This is a genomic window from Mycobacterium asiaticum (genome assembly GCF_001673315.1).
In the GTDB taxonomy this organism is placed as follows: domain Bacteria; phylum Actinomycetota; class Actinomycetes; order Mycobacteriales; family Mycobacteriaceae; genus Mycobacterium; species Mycobacterium asiaticum_B.
The window spans coordinates 71,471-88,287 of sequence record NZ_LZLQ01000096.1 but is presented as its reverse complement, the minus strand read 5'-3'; the positions used below and the strand labels follow the sequence as shown (position 1 = coordinate 88,287).

Genomic DNA, 16,817 nt, shown 5'->3' with positions numbered 1-16,817 from the left:
TGCTCAACTGGACTTGTTGGTACGAGTCGGCAGTTACCGCGTTTCGCGGTGCCCTTGGTGCTTACCGCAATTCGGGCAGAACTTCTTCAGCTCCAAGCGGTCCGGGTCATTGCGCCGGTTCTTCTTGGTGATGTAGTTGCGGTGCTTGCACACCTCGCACGCCAGGGTGATTTTCGGCCGTACGTCCGTACTCGAAGCCATGACCTTCTTCTCTCAGCTCTCTCTGTCAACCCCGCCGAAGCTCGACGTTGTCTGGTAGCGATGGCCGGACTCGAACCGGCGACCTAACGATTATGAGTCGTTCGCTCTAACCGACTGAGCTACATCGCCTCTGGTGCGCGCCGCGCCTGCTCGGCGTCCGCCGAGCCCCCTAACGGAATCGAACCGTTGACCTTTTCCTTACCATGGAAACGCTCTACCGACTGAGCTAAGGGGGCCGTTCACCCGCAGCGACCAGTCGTGCAGGTGCGCTTTCAAGGGCCAGAAAGAGGTTACAGCCTGCCCGGCAGCGTCTCCAAACCAGGACGGATCACCCGGTGTCTCACCCGGTATCGGTGCCTCGGTGCAACTGCCAGGCGCTGAGGTCGCTGAATTCGTCGTAATCCTCGTCCTGCGGGTCGTGCGGTACCGCCGGCCCCTCGTCCAGCGCGGCTTTCAATGCGAGGTGTACCGCTTCCCGGGCGTCCAGCAAGTGGAATTTGTCGATGACATCTTGAAGCAACTCGGCTTCAACCAGAATGTCGACCCTCTTCAACATGTACCGATTTTAGCGATTTGTGCCCCCGATGTGCTGGTGGAAGACCAGGTTGGAATGGGTTTTTGCCGGGCCATAGGCTAGTGCGGTGTCAGATTCGGATCGCCTGTACTTCCGCCAACTACTTTCGGGCCGTGATTTCGCGGCCGGGGACCCTATCGCCGCCCAGATGCGCAACTTCGCCTATCTGATCGGCGACCGCGAGACCGGTGACTGCGTGGTGGTAGACCCGGCGTACGCCGCCGGGGACCTGGTCGACGCGCTGGAAGCCGACGGCATGCGGCTGTCCGGTGTGCTGGTGACCCATCACCACCCGGATCATGTCGGCGGCTCGATGATGGGTTTCGAGCTCAGGGGGCTGGCCGAGCTGCTGGAACGCACCACAGTTCCGGTCCACGTGAACACGCATGAGGCGGTGTGGGTGTCCCGGATCACCGGGATCCCCATGAGGGACCTGACCACCCATGACCACCGGGACAGACTCAGCATCGGGGATATCGAGATCGAGTTGCTGCACACTCCGGGCCACACCCCGGGCAGCCAGTGCTTTCTGCTTGACGGTCGACTGGTCGCCGGCGACACGTTGTTCCTCGATGGCTGCGGACGCACCGACTTCCCGGGCGGAGATTCCGACGAGATGTACCGCAGCCTGCAGCAACTCGCGACGCTGCCGGGCGACCCGACGGTATTCCCCGGGCACTGGTATTCGGCCGACCCCAGCGCCGCCCTCTCGGAGGTCAAGCGCTCGAACTACGTGTACCGGCCGGCCAATCTCGACCAGTGGCGAATGATGATGGGCGGCTGACGGCGTGGCGAACACGGATGGCCATTCTGGGCACGGGCGATATCCCTTTCAGCAATACTCAGGAACCGGCTCTACCATCAGGGCAGCTACATTCCGGTCCGAGGTGTGAGGGTCAGTAACTAGCGGAGGGCGGATTCATGGGGTGGGTCCAAGGAAGCTGGCGGGGGATCGAGAACGTCGACTCCAGCACCTGGTTGGCGTGGGCTGCGTGGGCGGCCATCGCACTCGGTATCGCCGCATTGATCTTCACGCACCGCCAGCTGCAGCGAAACCGCGCGCTCGCAGCCGAAGGCACCCGGCCGCACGTGGCGATGCTGATGGAGCCGCACGTGGCTGACTGGCACGTCATCGAGCTCGTGGTGCGTAACTTCGGTCGAACCGCGGCCTACGACATCCGGTTCAATTTTCCCAATCCCCCGACCGTGGCCGAGTACGAGAATGCGTCCGACGGCTACGCCGACGTCGTGGAACTACAGCTTCCCCGGGAGCTGCCGACCCTGGCACCCGATCAGGAGTGGCGGATGGTGTGGGATTCGGCCCTCGACCGCGCCGAGATCGGGCACGGTGTCGAATCCCGCTTCGAAGGCACCGTGACCTACTACGACCGTCCCGACCGGCCACGGGGCTGGAAGTTCTGGCAGCGCCCCCGTCAGCAACTGGAGACCAAGGTGGTGCTGGACTGGGATGCGTTGCCACCCGTTCAGCGCATCGAATTGATGACGACGCACGACCTGGCCAAGCGGGAGAAGCAGAAGCTGGAATTGCTGCGCAACCTGCTGACCTACTTCCATTACGCCAGTAAGGAAACCCGGCCCGAGGTGTTCCGCAGTGAAATCGATCGGATCAACCGGGCCGTGCAGGAAACTCAGGACAGGTGGCGCACCCGGCAACTAGACGACCCGACCGACGTCAGTCTGCGTTGGGGTGATGCCGAGAACGAGCTTGGCAAGCATCGCAGCCAGCGGGTGTGACCGCGCGACGATCTGATTCAATCGAGGCCCGCAGCGAAGGAGTAGCCCCATGAGCGGTCCGGTCGTCTACACCCACAACGAGACCATCGGTGTCATCCGGATGGACGACGGCAAGGTCAATGCATTGGGGCCGGCAATGCAACAGGCTCTCAACGAGGCGATCGACCAAGCAGACAGCGACGACGTCAAGGCGTTGGTGATCACCGGCAACGAGCGCGTGTTCAGCGGTGGCTTCGATTTGAAGGTGCTCACCTCAGGCGAGGCGCAACCCGCCATCGACATGCTGCGTGGTGGTTTCGAGCTGTCCTACCGCTTGCTGTCCTACCCGAAACCGGTGGTGATGGCGTGCACCGGTCCCGCCATCGCCATGGGGGCTTTTCTGCTCTCCTCCGGCGACCACCGAATCGCCGCACACGCCTACAGCATTCAGGCCAACGAAGTGGCGATCGGCATGGTGATTCCGTACCCCGCGCTGGAAATCATGAAGCTGCGGTTGACCCCCTCGGCCTACCAGCAGGCCACCGGACTGGCCAAGACCTTCTTCGGTGAAACCGCCCTAGCCTCGGGTTTCATCGACGAGATGGTGCTACCTGAGGTGGTGGTCAGCCGCGCCGAAGAAGCGGCCCGAGAATTCGCCGGCCTCAACCACAAAGCCCACGCGGCCACCAAGTTGCGGGTCCGCGCGGACGCCCTCAAAGCGATGCGCGCCGGTATCGACGAGATCGAGAAAGAGTTCGGTCTCTAACCGGCGCGATACGTTTTGACCACCCACCTCCGGGTAAGCGCATGCCATGGTGGCGGTGGACCGCATCGCCGATCCTTGGGGGCCGAGAACCCCGTACGGACCGGGCGAACAATGGCCAGAACGCATTGACCAATTCCTGGCCCACGGGGTCGAGGCCGATTCAGTAGACCGCTGGGCGCAGTCGGCGGCGGTGCTGCACAGCAATGGCGACGGCCTCGACATCGCCGTCAAGGACGACCGCATCGTGGGGGTCCGCGGACGCGCGGTCGACCGCGTCAACCGCGGCCGACTCGACCCCAAGGATCTGTTTGGTTGGCAGGCCAACGGGTCTTCAGACCGGCTCACGGCTCCGCTAATACGCGTCGACGGCCAACTGCGGACCACGGATTGGGACACCGCGATGGAGCGCATCGTGATGCGCAGCAAGCAATTGCTCGATGACCACGGCCCAGGCTCAATTGGGTTCTACACCTCGGGGCAATTGTTTCTGGAGGAGTACTACACCCAAGCCGTCGTCGCCCACGCTGCGATCGGGACGAACCACGTCGACGGCAACACCCGACTCTGCACCGCCACTGCCGCGGAGGCGTTGAAAGAATCGTTCGCCAGCGACGGGCAACCGGGCTCCTATACCGACATCGATCATGCCGACGTGATTGCGCTCTTCGGACACAACGTCGCGGAAACCCAGACAGTGTTGTGGGCACGAATGCTGGATCGGCTGGCCGGGCCCACGCCCCCCGCCATTGTGTGCATCGATCCCCGCTCCACTCCTGTCGCCGAGCACGCCACTGTGCATCTCGCACCGCTACCGGGAACCAATGTCGCGCTGATGAATGCGTTGCTGCACGAGATCATCGGCCACGGCTGGATTGACGACCAATACATCGCGGCGCACACCGTCGGTTTCGATGAGCTCCGTCGCCGGGTGGAAGAATTCCCACCGGACCGGGCTGCCGAGATCTGTGGTGTCAACGCCGACCAGATTCGTTGCGCGGCAGAAATTCTCGGCAACGCCGAGCATCTGCTTTCCACGGTGCTGCAAGGTTTCTACCAGTCGCACCAGGCAACCGCAGCCAGCGTTCAGGTCAACAACATCCACCTGGTCCGCGGGATGCTTGGCAAGCCTGGCTGCGGTGTGCTGCAGATGAACGGCCAGCCCACAGCGGAGAACACGCGCGAGTGTGGCGCCGACGGCGACCTCGCCGGTTTCCGTAACTGGGCGAACCCCGATCACATCGCCGAACTTGCACGGTTGTGGAACGTCGAGCCGCGACAGATCCCGCATTACGCACCGCCCACCCACGCCATGCAGATGTTTCGCTTCGCCGAAGAGGGCACTTTGCGGATGTTGTGGGTCAGCGCAACCAATCCCGCGGTGACCCTGCCCGATCTCACCCGGATCCGACGAATACTGAAGCAAGAGCGGCTATTCCTGATCGTTCAGGACATCTTCTTGACCGAGACGGCCGAACTGGCCGACGTGGTGCTGCCGGCGGCGGCATGGGGTGAGAAAACGGGCACCTTCACCAACGCCGACCGAACGGTGCACATATCGGAAAAGGCAATCGAACCGCCGGGTTGTGCGCGTTCTGATCTCGACATCTTTCTGGACTATGCGCGGCGAATGGACTTCCGCGACAAAGACGGCCAGCCGTTGATCTCGTGGAAAGACCCGGAGTCGGCCTTCGAGGCGTGGAAGAAGTGCAGCGCCGGGCGCCCCTGCGACTACACCGGTATCAGCTACGCCAAGCTACGCGGCGGCACCGGCATCCAATGGCCTTGCAACGCAGAGCATCCCGATGGAACCGAAAGACTGTACGCAGAGGGCAAGTTCTGGTCGGACCCGCAATATTGCGAGGCTTATGGCAAGGACTTGATCACCGGCGCCCCCCTGGAGCCAACCGAATACCGAGCCATGAATCCCTACGGCAAAGCCATCATCAAGGCCGCCGAGTACATACCCGCGCACGAACGGCCGTCGGAGGCCTATCCGTACGTCTTGATTACCGGACGCACCGTCTACCACTTCCACACTCGCACCAAAACCGCTCGGGCACCGGAACTTCAGCGTGCAGCACCCGAAGTCTGGGTCGAGATCGCCGAGGCCGACGCCCACCGGCTAGGGGTGCAAGAAGGCCAGCTTGTCGAGGTGACCACCGCGCGGGGTGGCATCACGTGCCCGGCCCGGATTGGCCGGATCCGCCCTGGCGTTGTCTTCGTGCCTTTCCATTACGGCTATTGGGATTCCAGTGATCGCGATCACCGCCGCGCGGGCAACGAACTGACCCTGACCGATTGGGATCCGGTGTCCAAGCAACCGACGTTCAAGACCGCGGCGGCCCGTGTCCAGCTATGTCGATCGGCAGGTCCGCAATGAAGATCAAACTGGCGATCGCCGAATTGCATCGCTCCGAACGCAAACTCGCTCGCGGGCTCAACGGCATCGCGGCGCGGCACCGCTCCGACCAAGACATCTCCCACCTGGCGGGTGACCTGGCCGCCTGGTCGCAAAGCCACGTCGGGGAACTGGCGGCGCACGGACGCCACTACGGTTTGCGCTTGCGCGCGACGCCCCAGGTAACGCCCCGCTCCGGGCCGGTCCAGTCCTCGTTGGCCACGCTGCTGCGGCGCCGTCCAGAGCCTGGACTACTTCTCCTGGCGGATCTGCGGCACATCCACCGACTCGCCGCGGGAGTATCGCTGGACTGGGAACTTCTCGGGCAGGCCGGGCAGGCGGTCAAAGACCAGGAACTCATCGAGGTGACCGCACGGTGCCACCCCGAGACCTTGCGGCAGATGCGCTGGGCCAACGCGATGCTCAAGGAGCTTTCGCCGCAGATCTTGACGGCCTGAACCGTGAGTGAGCGGTTGCCCGAACAACCGCGTCACACCGGCGCCTCCTCCGTCTTAGATTCTGGCAGCTGCGCCCGATTGCCGCGGCACTTCGCCACTATTGGTACGGGCGGAATCGCTCGAGGTACTCGACCCAATTCCAGGTCGAGAGGAAGGCCGCGGCCGCCTCGTAGCCCTTGGTGTACAGCGCCTCGGCGTCGGTGCGCGAAATGCCGAAATCCAGGAAGTTCACCGCAGTGGAATCGACCCGGATCGCCCGCGCGCTCACCCAGGGCTGGTTTAGGTAAGTCTGGTCATGGCCCACGAACATGGTGGTGATCAGCTGTTCGAGCAGCACCGAGGGCGGGCCCAGCAGACGCAACGCACCCACTCCCGGGATCAACTGGTCGTTGCCCTCGGGCAGGTTCGGCACGACCGTGACCCCGAAGGTCGGCCAGCGCGGCGGTTTCCCGTCGAAGCGGTCGAAGGAATCGATCGGAAAGTTGGACAGCACACCGCCGTCCACCAGAGTGGACTGCCGACCGGCGGCACTGGTCAGGGTGACCGGCCGGAAGTAGAACGGGATGGACATCGAGGCGCGCACCGCGTCCGCGACCAGTTGCTCGTCGGGGTCGAGCCCGTAGAGCCGCTGGTAATCCCAGGGCAGCCGCACCAACTGACCGGTCGTGATATCTGTGACGGTTACCGCCAACCGGTAGCGCCGGTTTGCGGGGATCTGTTTGTCGCTCAGAGCCAGATCGCCAAAGGTGGTGACGCCGAGGTTTTTCAGTTCGCCGCTGATCCATTGATGAGCGAAGTCGCCACGGTAGATGCCGCTGTCCCGCAGCAACCCCCACGCTTGCCCGAGGACCGGCACGTGGCCGACCGGTCCGGAATCGCGGAACTTTTCATATGGCAGGGTCAGCGCGATTTCCTTGATCTGGGCGCTGGTCAGCTGGTCGCCCTTGGCCGCCGCGGCCAAGATCGACCCCACCAGCGAACCCGCCGAAACGCCGGAGACCCGTTTGACCGAATACCCGGCATCCATCATCGCGACCACCGCGCCCACCAACCCGACGCCCTTGACGCCGCCGCCAGAAAGCACGAGATCAACAGGGTTGAGTTTCCCAGAATGTCCTGACCGCCCTGACTGCCCCGTCATGTTAGTCCTGCGCCGAAATCCATTGGTAGGGAAGGAATTTGCCATCGAAGGTGACAACCACGCGGTCACCGGCCGGATGTGACTTCTTGTGCAGGTCGACGCTGAAATTGATCGCGCTCATGATTCCGTCGCCGAACTGTTCGTGGATGACTTCCTTGATCGCGCCGCCGTAGACCTGCAGCGCTTCGTAAAAGCGGTAGATGGTGGGGTCGGTGGGAACTGCGCTGGGCAGGCCGCCCCGCATCGGCGGCGCCGCCAACACCGCGACCGCGGAGTCGTCCAGACCCAGCATCTCGACCAGAACCTTGCCCTGCTCAGCAGGGATCGGGTGCTGACCCAGCAACGCCGACGTCGTCCACAACACCGGGCGGTCGATCGCGTCGGCGAGCTTCTGCCAACTTAGGCCCTTGGACAAGCGGGCGACGACAACCTGTTCGGTGATCTCGTTTCTGTTCATCGCCCCAGCATGCCAAGCATCACCAGCGGCCGTGATGGACAACCTCGTCGAAGGGCCGACGGTTGGGCTTGCGGATCGGAGTCAGCGGGCGGTCGGCCGGATACCCGACGCCGAGTAGGTAGGCCACCAGGTAGCCGTCGGGAACCCCCAGGATGGCGCGGGCTTTCCCCTGGTCCCCCACCGACGAATGGCCGGTACCGATTCCCAGGTCGGTGGCCGCAAGCATCATCGCCATCGTCGCCTGGCCCAGGTCGTATTGGTCGGTGACTTTTCTGCGCTCATCGGCCGGCTCTGGAATCACCAAGACGATCGCGGCCGCCGCCCCGGCGATGTGCCCGGCTCCCATCCAGACCGTCGAAAGTTCCTGCAGCTGCGCCTTATCGGTAACGATGACAAAATCCCACGGCTGCCGGTTCTTCGCCGACGGCGCCCGCCACCCGGCCTCGGCGATACGGTGCAGGTCCTCCGCTGACACCGGCTCCTGCGTGTACTGGCGCACGTTGCGCCTGGCCCGGATCGCATCCCACGCTTCCATTGCTCCTCCTCACAGCTGACCCGTCCCATGCTGCCACCGATGTCGGACCGGCCGTCTATCGTGGCCGGCAATGGCACTTCATCTGCACCGTGCCGAGCGCACCGACCTGCTCGCCGACGGGCTCGGCGCTCTCCTGGCCAATCCGCTGCCGGATCCGTTCGCCCAGGAGCTGGTGCTGGTTCCAGCGCGCGGGGTAGAACGCTGGCTCAGCCAGCGCCTGTCCCACCGGCTGGGCAGCGCACCAGGACGAAGTGACGGTGTGTGCGGGGGCGTGTCGTTCCGCAGTCCGGCGTCGCTGATTGCGGAGATCACCGGGACCGTCGACGACGACCCGTGGTCGCCGGATGCCATCACCTGGCCCTTACTCGAAGTGATCGACTGTGCCTTGCACGAACCGTGGTGTGCTTCGCTGGCAAGACATTTGGGGCACTTCGATGAGGGCCCGGAGGCCGAGCTGCGGCGAGGGCGGCGCTACGCGGTGGCCCGCCGGCTGGCCGGGTTGTTCGCTTCCTACGCTCGGCAACGGCCTGGGCTGCTGGTCGACTGGCTGGACGACAACGTCGGTGATCTCGATTCCGACCTGGCATGGCAACCGCATCTATGGCGGGCGCTGGTCGCGCTCGTCGGCGCCGATCCCCCGCACGTCCGGCATGAAAAAACCGTCGCCCGGTTGCGAGCCGGGCCGACTGACCTGCCGTCACGGCTTTCGCTGTTCGGACACACCCGGTTGGCCTGCACCGACGTACAGCTGCTCGACGCACTGGCCGTCCATCACGAACTGCACCTGTGGCTGCCGCACCCCAGCGACGCGCTGTGGCAGTCGCTCGCACCCATCCACGGCGCGGTGCCGCGGCGCGAGGACACCAGCCACCGGCAGGTCGGCAACCCGCTGCTGGCGACGCTTGGCAGGGACCTGCGCGAGCTACAACGCAGTCTTCCGGCCGATTCCGCGACGGACGAAGCGCTGCCCGAGGCGCGACGGCCGGCGACCCTGCTCGGCTGGCTGCAATCCGACCTGGCGGCCAACTCGGTTCGGCGGGCGGGTCGCACTCTGGCGGCCGATGATCGGTCGATCCAGGTGCACAGCTGCCATGGGCCCGCCCGGCAGATCGACGTGCTGCGTGAGGTGCTGCTGGGCCTGCTGGCCGATGACCCGACCCTGGAACCGCGGGACATCTTGGTCATGTGCCCCGACATCGAGACCTACGCGCCGTTGATCGTCGCGGACTTCGGACTCGGCGACGTGGTCAATGGCGCGCACCCGGCGCACCGGCTTCGGGTACGGCTTGCCGATCGTTCACTGCTGCAAACTAATTCGCTACTCGGCGTTGCCGCCCAGTTGCTGGCGCTGGCTGGCGGCCGAGTGACCGCGAGCGAGGTACTCAACCTGGCCCAGGCCGCCCCGGTCCGCGCCCGCTTCGGTTTCAGTGACGACGACTTGGAAGGCATCACCCGCTGGGTCCGGCAGTCGAACATTCGGTGGGGGTTCGATCAGGAACACCGCAAGCCGTTCGGGGTCGACTTCGTCCACAACACCTGGCGATTCGGCATCGACCGGATCCTGGCCGGCGTCGCCATGTCCGACGCGTCGCATGCCTGGATCGATTCGACGCTGCCCCTCGACGACGTGGGAAGTAACCGGGTCGAATTGGCGGGCAAACTCGCCGAATTCGTCGACCGGCTGGCTCGAGTGGCCGATTCACTCACCGGGACCCGCCCGCTACACGAGTGGCTGAGCGGGTTGACCGACGGCATCGGGTTGTTGACCCGCCTCGATGACGACGACACCTGGCAGACCGACCAGTTGCGACGTGAATTCGCCGACGTGCTGCGTACCGCGGGTCCGCGGGGCGGCACCCTGCTGCGGCTACCCGATGTCCGAGCGCTGTTGCGACGGCATCTGGCCGGGCGGCCCACCCGAGCCAATTTCCGCACCGGCACCCTGACCGTCTGCACGATGGTGCCGATGCGTTCGGTCCCGCACCGGGTGGTCTGCCTCGTCGGGTTGGACGACGGCGTGTTCCCTCGCCTCGGAGTCGTCGACGGCGACGACGTTCTGGCCCGGTGCCCGCTCACCGGTGAACGTGACATCCGGTCCGAGGACCGGCAACTGCTGCTGGACGCGGTCGGCGCTGCCACCGAGCACTTGGTCATCACTTACACCGGAGCCAACGAATACTCGGGTCAGCGCAGGCCACCCGCGGTGCCGCTGGCGGAGCTGCTCGATGCCCTCGACATGACCACCGAGCAGGAGGTGCGGTCGCGTATCGTCGTGCAACATCCGTTGCAGCCGTTCGATTTTCGGAATGTAGAGCCCGGCAGGCTGGTACCCGGGGTGCCGTTCAGCTTCGACCGGACGGTACTGCGTGCAGCTCTCGCGGCCGCCGGTGAACGCGCCGAACGGCCGAAATTCATCGACGAGCCGCTGGCGCCGCCCCCGCCCGACGATGTCGTCCTCGCCGACATGGTCGCTTTCTTCAGGGATCCGGTGAAGGGTTTCTTCCGGGCGCTGGAGTACACGCTGCCGTGGGACGTCGACGGCGTGCAGGACGCGATGCCCGTCGACATCGATCAACTCGAGGAATGGTCCGTCGGTGATCGGATGCTGAGCGACATGCTAGGCGGAATGGCGCCCGACGAGGCGCGGCAGGCCGAATGGCGTCGCGGCACCCTGCCGCCCGGTCAACTCGGCTGGCGCAAGGTCACCGAGATCCGCAATCAGGCGGAGTTGCTGGCGAGGGCGGCGCTTGCGCACCGCCGTGCCGACGCCGCGGTTTACGACGTCGATATCGATCTCGGTACCCGGCACCTGACCGGCACGGTGTCTCCGATGTTCGGTGACCGTCTGGTATCGGTGACCTATTCGAAACTGGACGGCAAACATCTGCTGGAATGCTGGATCCCGTTGTTGGCGTTGATCGCTCATGCGCCCGACCGTGACTGGTCGGCCGTCTGCATCGGCCGGCCGAAGCGGGGTACCACCCCACGCGAGGAGGGCTTGGGACGGCCTCGCGAAGACGCCGTAGAGCTGCTCCGCGATTTGGTGGCGATCTACGATGCGGGACGGCGCGAGCCAATTCCGTTGCCAATCAAGACGTCCTATGCCTGGGCGGTCGCCCGACACGGTGGGGACGATCCGGAGCGGGAGGCGTCCTTCCGTTGGAACAGCGGCCGTTTTCCCGGCGAGAATCAAGCCCCGGCGTCCGCGCGGGCCTGGGGCTGGAACGCACGCCTGAGTGAGCTGATGCAACCGGTGCGACCCGGCGAGGAACACCCCGGGGAGGACAACCGCCTCGGTGCCTTCGCCGCCCGGCTGTGGCTACCGATGCTGCGGGCCGAGAGAAGGCCCGGATGATGCAACCGTTCGATCTGCTGGGCCCACTGCCCGTCGAGCGCTCAACCACGGTATTGGAAGCCAGCGCCGGGACGGGTAAGACGTTCGCCTTGGCCGGACTGGTCACGCGTTACCTCGCCGAGGGCGTTGCCACGCTCGACGAAATGCTGCTCATCACCTTCGGACGGGCTGCCAGCCAGGAGCTGCGTGAGCGTGTGCGGTGCCAGATCGTGGATGCGGTAGCGGCTTTCGACGACCCGTCGCTGGTTGGTGACAACCAGCTGGTGCAGGGTCTGGTCGAGAGCGTCGGCGTCGAGCGCGCCGCACGCAGGCAACGCCTGCGTGACGCGCTGGCCGGATTCGACGCGGCGACGATCGCCACCACGCATCAATTCTGCCAACTGGTACTCAAGTCGCTGGGCGTAGCGGGCGACACGGACGCGGGCGTCACGCTGGTCGAGGACCTCGACGACCTGATCGCTGAGATCGTCGACGACCTGTACCTGGCCCATTTTGGCCGCGAGCGCGACGACCCCGTGCTGACGTACCGCGATGCGCTGCGGCTGGCGCGGACGGTGGTCAATAATCCGTCTACCCAGCTGCGCCCCCAGCACCCGGACCCGGACTCGCGGGCCGCCGTGTGTATCGGCTTCGCGAAAGATGTTCTCGCTGAACTGGAAACACGCAAGCGGCGCCGCGGGGTGCTGGGGTATGACGACCTGCTCACCCGGTTGGCTGACGCACTGAACGCCGACGACTCCCCCGCTCGGCTCCGCATGTATCGACGCTGGCCGATCGTGATGGTCGACGAATTTCAAGACACCGATCCGGTGCAATGGCTGGTGCTGGACCGCGCGTTCAGCGGGCGGTCCACGCTTATTCTCATCGGCGACCCGAAGCAAGCGATCTATGCCTTCCGTGGTGGCGACATCGTCACCTATCTGCGCGCGGCACAGACCGCCGGTGACAAACGGACGCTGGCGACGAACTGGCGCAGCGACAGCGCGCTCGTCGAGCGGTTACAGGTCGTGTTGCGTGGTGCAGAACTGGGTGACCCGGCCATCGTGGTGCACGATGTCGAGGCGTACCACCGCGGCCACCGTTTGGCGGGCGCGCCGCACAATGATCCGTTCCGGTTGCGGGTGGTACGTCGAGAGATTATGGGCCGCAGAGGTTTGACGAACCCCCGCATCGACGAACTGCGCGAGCATATCGGCCGCGATCTCGCCACCGATATCGGCAGACTGCTGTCGGCGGGCGCCACCTTCGCCGGGCGTCCGCTCGTGGCCCGGGATATCGCGGTGATCGTGGAGAAGCACAAGGACGCCCGCGCCTGTCACGAAGCGTTGACCCGGGCGGGCATCCCCGCGGTCTATACCGGTGATTCGGATGTGTTCGGTTCGCAGGCCGCCGACGACTGGCTGTCCCTGCTGGAGGCCTTCGATCAACCGCATCGCCCGGGCGTGGTACGCGCCGCCGCGGCGACGATGTTCTTCGGTGAGACCGCTAAAAGCCTTGCCGTGGGCGGTGATCAGCTGACTGACCGTGTCGCCGAGACACTGCGGGAGTGGGCCGGTCACGCCCGCGAACGAGGCGTGGCCGCGATCTTCGAGGCCGCGCAGTTGAGCGGCATGGGCGACCGCGTGCTTTCGTGGCGGGACGGCGAGCGGCACATGACCGACCTGGCACACCTGACGCAACTCTTGCAGGAGACCGCGCACCGCGAGGGCTACACGCTGCCGGCGCTGCGGGATTGGCTGCGTGGGCAGCGCGAAGAGCGGGGCGGCGCAGCCGAACGCAACCGGCGCCTCGACAGTGACGCCGCCGCCGTCCAGATCATGACGGTGTGGGTGAGCAAGGGGTTGCAGTACCCCGTCGTCTACCTACCGTTTGCGTTCAACCGCAACATCCAGGAACGCGAACTGATGCTGTTCCATGATCGGGGCGTGCGCTGCCTGCACATCGGCGGCAAGGACAGTCCCGATTTCGCTGCCGTGGAAGCACTGGCCAGCAAGGAAGACGCCAGCGACGACAGCAGGCTCACCTACGTCGCGATGACACGGGCGCAGTCGCAGGTGGTGGCCTGGTGGTCACCTGCGTTCGACGAGCCCAACGGTGGGTTGTCCCGGTTGCTGCGGGGCCGCCGACCCGGCGAGACGGCCGTTCCTGACCGTTGCGTGCCCACCAAGGTCACCGATGACGAAGCGTGGGACCGGTTTCGGGAGTGGGAGAACGCCGGCGGGCCGGTGCTCGAAGAGTCCGTCATTGTCGCCGCCCCGGCCGTTCCCGGTTCAGCGCCGCCGTCACATTTAGACACCCGTCATTTCCATCGCAGCATCGATACGGCTTGGCGACGCACCTCTTACTCCGGTCTGATCAGGAACGCGGAGACCACAGGGGTGACCAGCGAGCCCGAGATCACCGAGTTGGACGACGAAGTCGGCGACATCCCACCGGTGCAGACACCCGCCGGGTCAGACGTAGCATCACCGATGGCCGCGCTGCCGACCGGAGCGAAGTTCGGCACGCTGGTGCACGCGGTGCTGGAGACCGCCGACCCGTTTGCCGTCGATCTCGCCGCCGAACTCGAAGCTCAGGTCGGCATTCATTCGCAGTGGTGGCCCGTCGGGGTGCCGGACGCCGATCTGGCCGCCGCGTTGGTTCCGCTGCACGACACTCCCCTGGGTCCGCTCGCGGCAGGTCTGACGCTGCGTCAGATCGGGTTACGAGATCGATTGCGAGAAATGGACTTCGAGTTCCCGTTGGCCGGTGGTGACAGCCGCGGCGCGGCATCTCCGATCCGGCTGGCCGACGTGGGATTGTTGCTGCGCTCGCACCTGGCGGCGACCGACCCGCTGGCTCCCTATGCCGACAGGCTTGTCGGTGACGCCTTGGGTGGCCAGTCCTTGCGCGGATATCTCAGCGGATCTGTGGACGCCGTGCTGCGGATTCCCGACGGGTCGGGTCACCGGTATCTGGTCGTCGATTACAAGACCAACTGGCTGGGTGAACCGGAACGCCCCCTGACGGCCGCCGACTACACGAGCCCTCGACTCGCAGAGGCGATGTTGCATTCGGACTATCCACTCCAGGCGCTGCTCTACAGCGTGGTACTGCATCGCTTTCTGCGTTGGCGGCAGCCGGGCTACGACCCTGCGCGACATCTCGGCGGCGTGCTGTACCTGTTCCTGCGCGGCATGTGCGGGCCCGACACCCCGCTGCTCGACGGGCATCCCGCCGGCGTGTTCAGCTGGGCACCGCCGGCCGAGTTGGTCACGGCTTTGTCCGACCTGCTCGACGCCAGGCGGGCGGCCGCATGACGACCGGAAGCGCGGGGAAACCGGCCGCAACGGATGGCCACCAAAGCCTCCCGGCCGCGGTCGATGCGGCCGACCCAGCCGATCGGCGCCGGGCCGTGGGCGCATCGGGGTTGCTGCGGACCTTCAACGAAGCCGGTGTTCTGGACTCAGCTGATGTGCATGTGGCGCAACGGCTTACCGCGATGGCCGGTGACGTTGACCCGTCGGTCTCGCTGGCAGTCGCATTGGTGGTGCGCGCCCTTCGGGGCGGCTCGGTCTGTATTGACCTGCAGGATATTGAAGCGCAAGTCGGTGTTCCCGGGCTGCCGTGGCCGTCGGTGGACCAGTGGCTGGCGGCGCTGCGGGCAAGTCCCCTGGCGGGTTCGCCGCCGGTGCTGCGGCTGTCCGGTGCCGGTCTGCTTTACCTGGACCGCTACTGGCTGGAGGAACAGCAGGTCGCGGATGATTTTCTGGCGCTGCTCTCGGCGCAGGCTCCGCAAGCGACTCCCGGTATCGAGCGGCTGTTTCCCGACGGGTACGAGGAACAGCGTGCGGCCGCCGCAGTCGCGTTGAGCCGGGGCTTGACGGTGCTGACCGGCGGGCCGGGAACGGGCAAGACCACCACGGTGGCGCGGTTGCTGGCTTTGTTCGCCGAACAAGCCGAACGCGAAGGCAAGTCGCGTCTGCGCATTGCATTGGCCGCACCGACCGGCAAGGCCGCGGCACGGTTACACGAGGCGGTGCAACTCGAGGTGGACCAGCTGGATCCCGTTGACCGACAACGGGTATCGGGACTACGGGCCACCACCCTGCATCGGCTGTTGGGCAGCAGGCCGGACACCTCGTCGCGATTCCGCCACCATCGGGGAAATCGGTTGCCGCACGATGTGATCGTGGTCGACGAAACGTCGATGGTGTCGCTCACAATGATGGCGAGGCTGTTGGAGGCGGTGCGCCCGCATACCCGTCTGTTGCTGGTCGGCGATCCCGACCAGCTGTCGTCGGTGGAGGCGGGTGCGGTGCTGGCCGACCTCGTCGACGGCTTGAGCGCCCACAGCGATGCCGGGATTGCGGCACTGACAACCTCGCACCGATTCGGGCAATCAATCGGGGAGTTGGCGTCGGCGATTCGCGACGGTGACGCCGATACCGCCCTGGACGTGCTGCGCGCCGGCGGCGACCACATCGAATGGATCGATACGGAGGACCCGACCGCACAGTTGCGCAATGTCCTGGTGCCGCATGCTCTTGCGCTGCGCCGCGCTGCTGTCCTCGGGGATGCCGCCGCGGCGCTGGCCATTCTCGACGACCACCGCCTGCTGTGTGCGCACCGTCGCGGCCGGTACGGAATCGAGTACTGGAACCGGCAGGTCGAGCGTTGGTTGTCCGAGGCGACGGGCGAGCCGACCTGGTCTGCGTGGTACGCCGGGAGACCGGTGCTCATCACGACCAACGACTACGGGTTAGGTGTCTACAACGGTGACACCGGGGTGACGGTTCTGAACGACGATTCGCTTCGCGCCGTCATCGCTGGTGCCGACGAGCTGCTGAACTTCGCCACCAGCCGATTGCCCGACGTCGAGACCATGCACGCGATGACCATCCACAAGAGCCAGGGCAGTCAGGCCGATGCGGTCACCGTGCTCATGCCACCGGCGGATTCACGGTTGTTGAGCAGGGAGTTGTTCTACACGGCGGTCACTCGGGCGAAGAAAAAGGTGCGCGTGATCGGCTCGGAGGGCGGGGTGCGTGCCGCGATCCAGCGACGGGCGCTGCGCGCCAGCGGGCTGGCGGCGCGACTGCGGGTGATGCCTACGAGCTGATGGCCGCGATCAGTACCGCGACACTTCCCACAATTTCCCCTTGCCGGGCCGCGGATTCCGCCCGCGCGCCTAGGGTGGTTGCCGTGCTGCAGTCGTT

The 16,817-nt window shown here is 65.5% G+C and carries 13 protein-coding genes and 2 tRNA genes; 8 read left to right on the top strand and 7 right to left on the bottom strand.

The genetic code is table 11. The features are described 5' to 3' along the window. Positions 1-33: 33 nt before the first annotated feature. The 4 genes from rpmG to A5636_RS15015 all read right to left on the bottom strand — a co-directional run bounded on the left by rpmG (position 34) and on the right by A5636_RS15015 (position 757). Positions 34-201, bottom strand: coding sequence for a 50S ribosomal protein L33 (gene rpmG, locus A5636_RS15030; RefSeq protein ID WP_036352522.1), 168 nt, complete (start codon positions 199-201; stop codon positions 34-36). Positions 202-253: 52 nt separating this feature from the next. Next, positions 254-330 (bottom strand) — tRNA-Met (locus A5636_RS15025). Between the two features lie 34 nt (positions 331-364). After that, a tRNA-Thr gene (locus tag A5636_RS15020) sits at positions 365-437 on the bottom strand. Positions 438-541: 104 nt separating this feature from the next. Continuing rightward, positions 542-757: a type II toxin-antitoxin system VapB family antitoxin gene (locus tag A5636_RS15015; protein WP_065159429.1), complete on the bottom strand. Its 216-nt coding sequence runs from the start codon at positions 755-757 to the stop codon at positions 542-544. 85 nt (positions 758-842) lie between these two features. Between A5636_RS15015 and A5636_RS15010 the strand changes: the two genes are divergently transcribed. The 5 genes from A5636_RS15010 to A5636_RS14990 all read left to right on the top strand — a co-directional run bounded on the left by A5636_RS15010 (position 843) and on the right by A5636_RS14990 (position 6,131). After that, complete coding sequence (locus A5636_RS15010) at positions 843-1,559, top strand: MBL fold metallo-hydrolase (protein ID WP_065159428.1); 717 nt, start codon at positions 843-845, stop codon at positions 1,557-1,559. 137 nt (positions 1,560-1,696) lie between these two features. Beyond that, positions 1,697-2,530, top strand: coding sequence for a hypothetical protein (locus A5636_RS15005; protein WP_065159427.1), 834 nt, complete (start codon positions 1,697-1,699; stop codon positions 2,528-2,530). Between the two features lie 49 nt (positions 2,531-2,579). Continuing rightward, positions 2,580-3,275, top strand: a complete 696-nt coding sequence (locus A5636_RS15000; protein WP_065159426.1) for a crotonase/enoyl-CoA hydratase family protein — start codon at positions 2,580-2,582, stop codon at positions 3,273-3,275. A gap of 49 nt (positions 3,276-3,324) precedes the next feature. Beyond that, complete coding sequence (locus A5636_RS14995) at positions 3,325-5,655, top strand: molybdopterin oxidoreductase family protein (RefSeq protein WP_065159475.1); 2,331 nt, start codon at positions 3,325-3,327, stop codon at positions 5,653-5,655. Continuing rightward, positions 5,652-6,131: a hypothetical protein gene (locus A5636_RS14990; RefSeq protein WP_065159425.1), complete on the top strand. Its 480-nt coding sequence runs from the start codon at positions 5,652-5,654 to the stop codon at positions 6,129-6,131. The genes A5636_RS14995 and A5636_RS14990 overlap by 4 nt, the downstream gene beginning before the upstream one ends. Positions 6,132-6,228: 97 nt before the next feature. Here the strand turns inward: A5636_RS14990 and A5636_RS14985 are convergent, their stop codons facing one another. The 3 genes from A5636_RS14985 to A5636_RS14975 are packed head-to-tail and all read right to left on the bottom strand — an operon-like array spanning position 6,229 to position 8,264. Next, a complete protein-coding gene (locus A5636_RS14985; RefSeq protein ID WP_065159424.1) occupies positions 6,229-7,272 on the bottom strand; it encodes a patatin-like phospholipase family protein in 1,044 nt (347 codons plus the stop codon). A 1-nt stretch (position 7,273) separates the two neighbouring features. After that, entirely contained in the window at positions 7,274-7,729 is a 456-nt protein-coding gene (gene cynS / locus A5636_RS14980) for a cyanase (protein ID WP_065159423.1), read from the bottom strand. A gap of 19 nt (positions 7,730-7,748) precedes the next feature. Further along, entirely contained in the window at positions 7,749-8,264 is a 516-nt protein-coding gene (locus tag A5636_RS14975; RefSeq protein WP_065159422.1) for a nitroreductase family protein, read from the bottom strand. 70 nt (positions 8,265-8,334) lie between these two features. Between A5636_RS14975 and recC the strand changes: the two genes are divergently transcribed. The 3 genes from recC to recD are packed head-to-tail and all read left to right on the top strand — an operon-like array spanning position 8,335 to position 16,720. Then, positions 8,335-11,619, top strand: coding sequence for an exodeoxyribonuclease V subunit gamma (gene recC, locus A5636_RS14970; protein WP_065159421.1), 3,285 nt, complete (start codon positions 8,335-8,337; stop codon positions 11,617-11,619). After that, a complete protein-coding gene (gene recB / locus A5636_RS14965) occupies positions 11,619-14,918 on the top strand; it encodes an exodeoxyribonuclease V subunit beta (protein WP_065159474.1) in 3,300 nt (1,099 codons plus the stop codon). Before recC ends, recB begins: the two co-directional genes overlap by 1 nt. Further along, positions 14,915-16,720: an exodeoxyribonuclease V subunit alpha gene (gene recD, locus A5636_RS14960; RefSeq protein WP_081287806.1), complete on the top strand. Its 1,806-nt coding sequence runs from the start codon at positions 14,915-14,917 to the stop codon at positions 16,718-16,720. The genes recB and recD overlap by 4 nt, the downstream gene beginning before the upstream one ends. Positions 16,721-16,817: the final 97 nt, after the last annotated feature.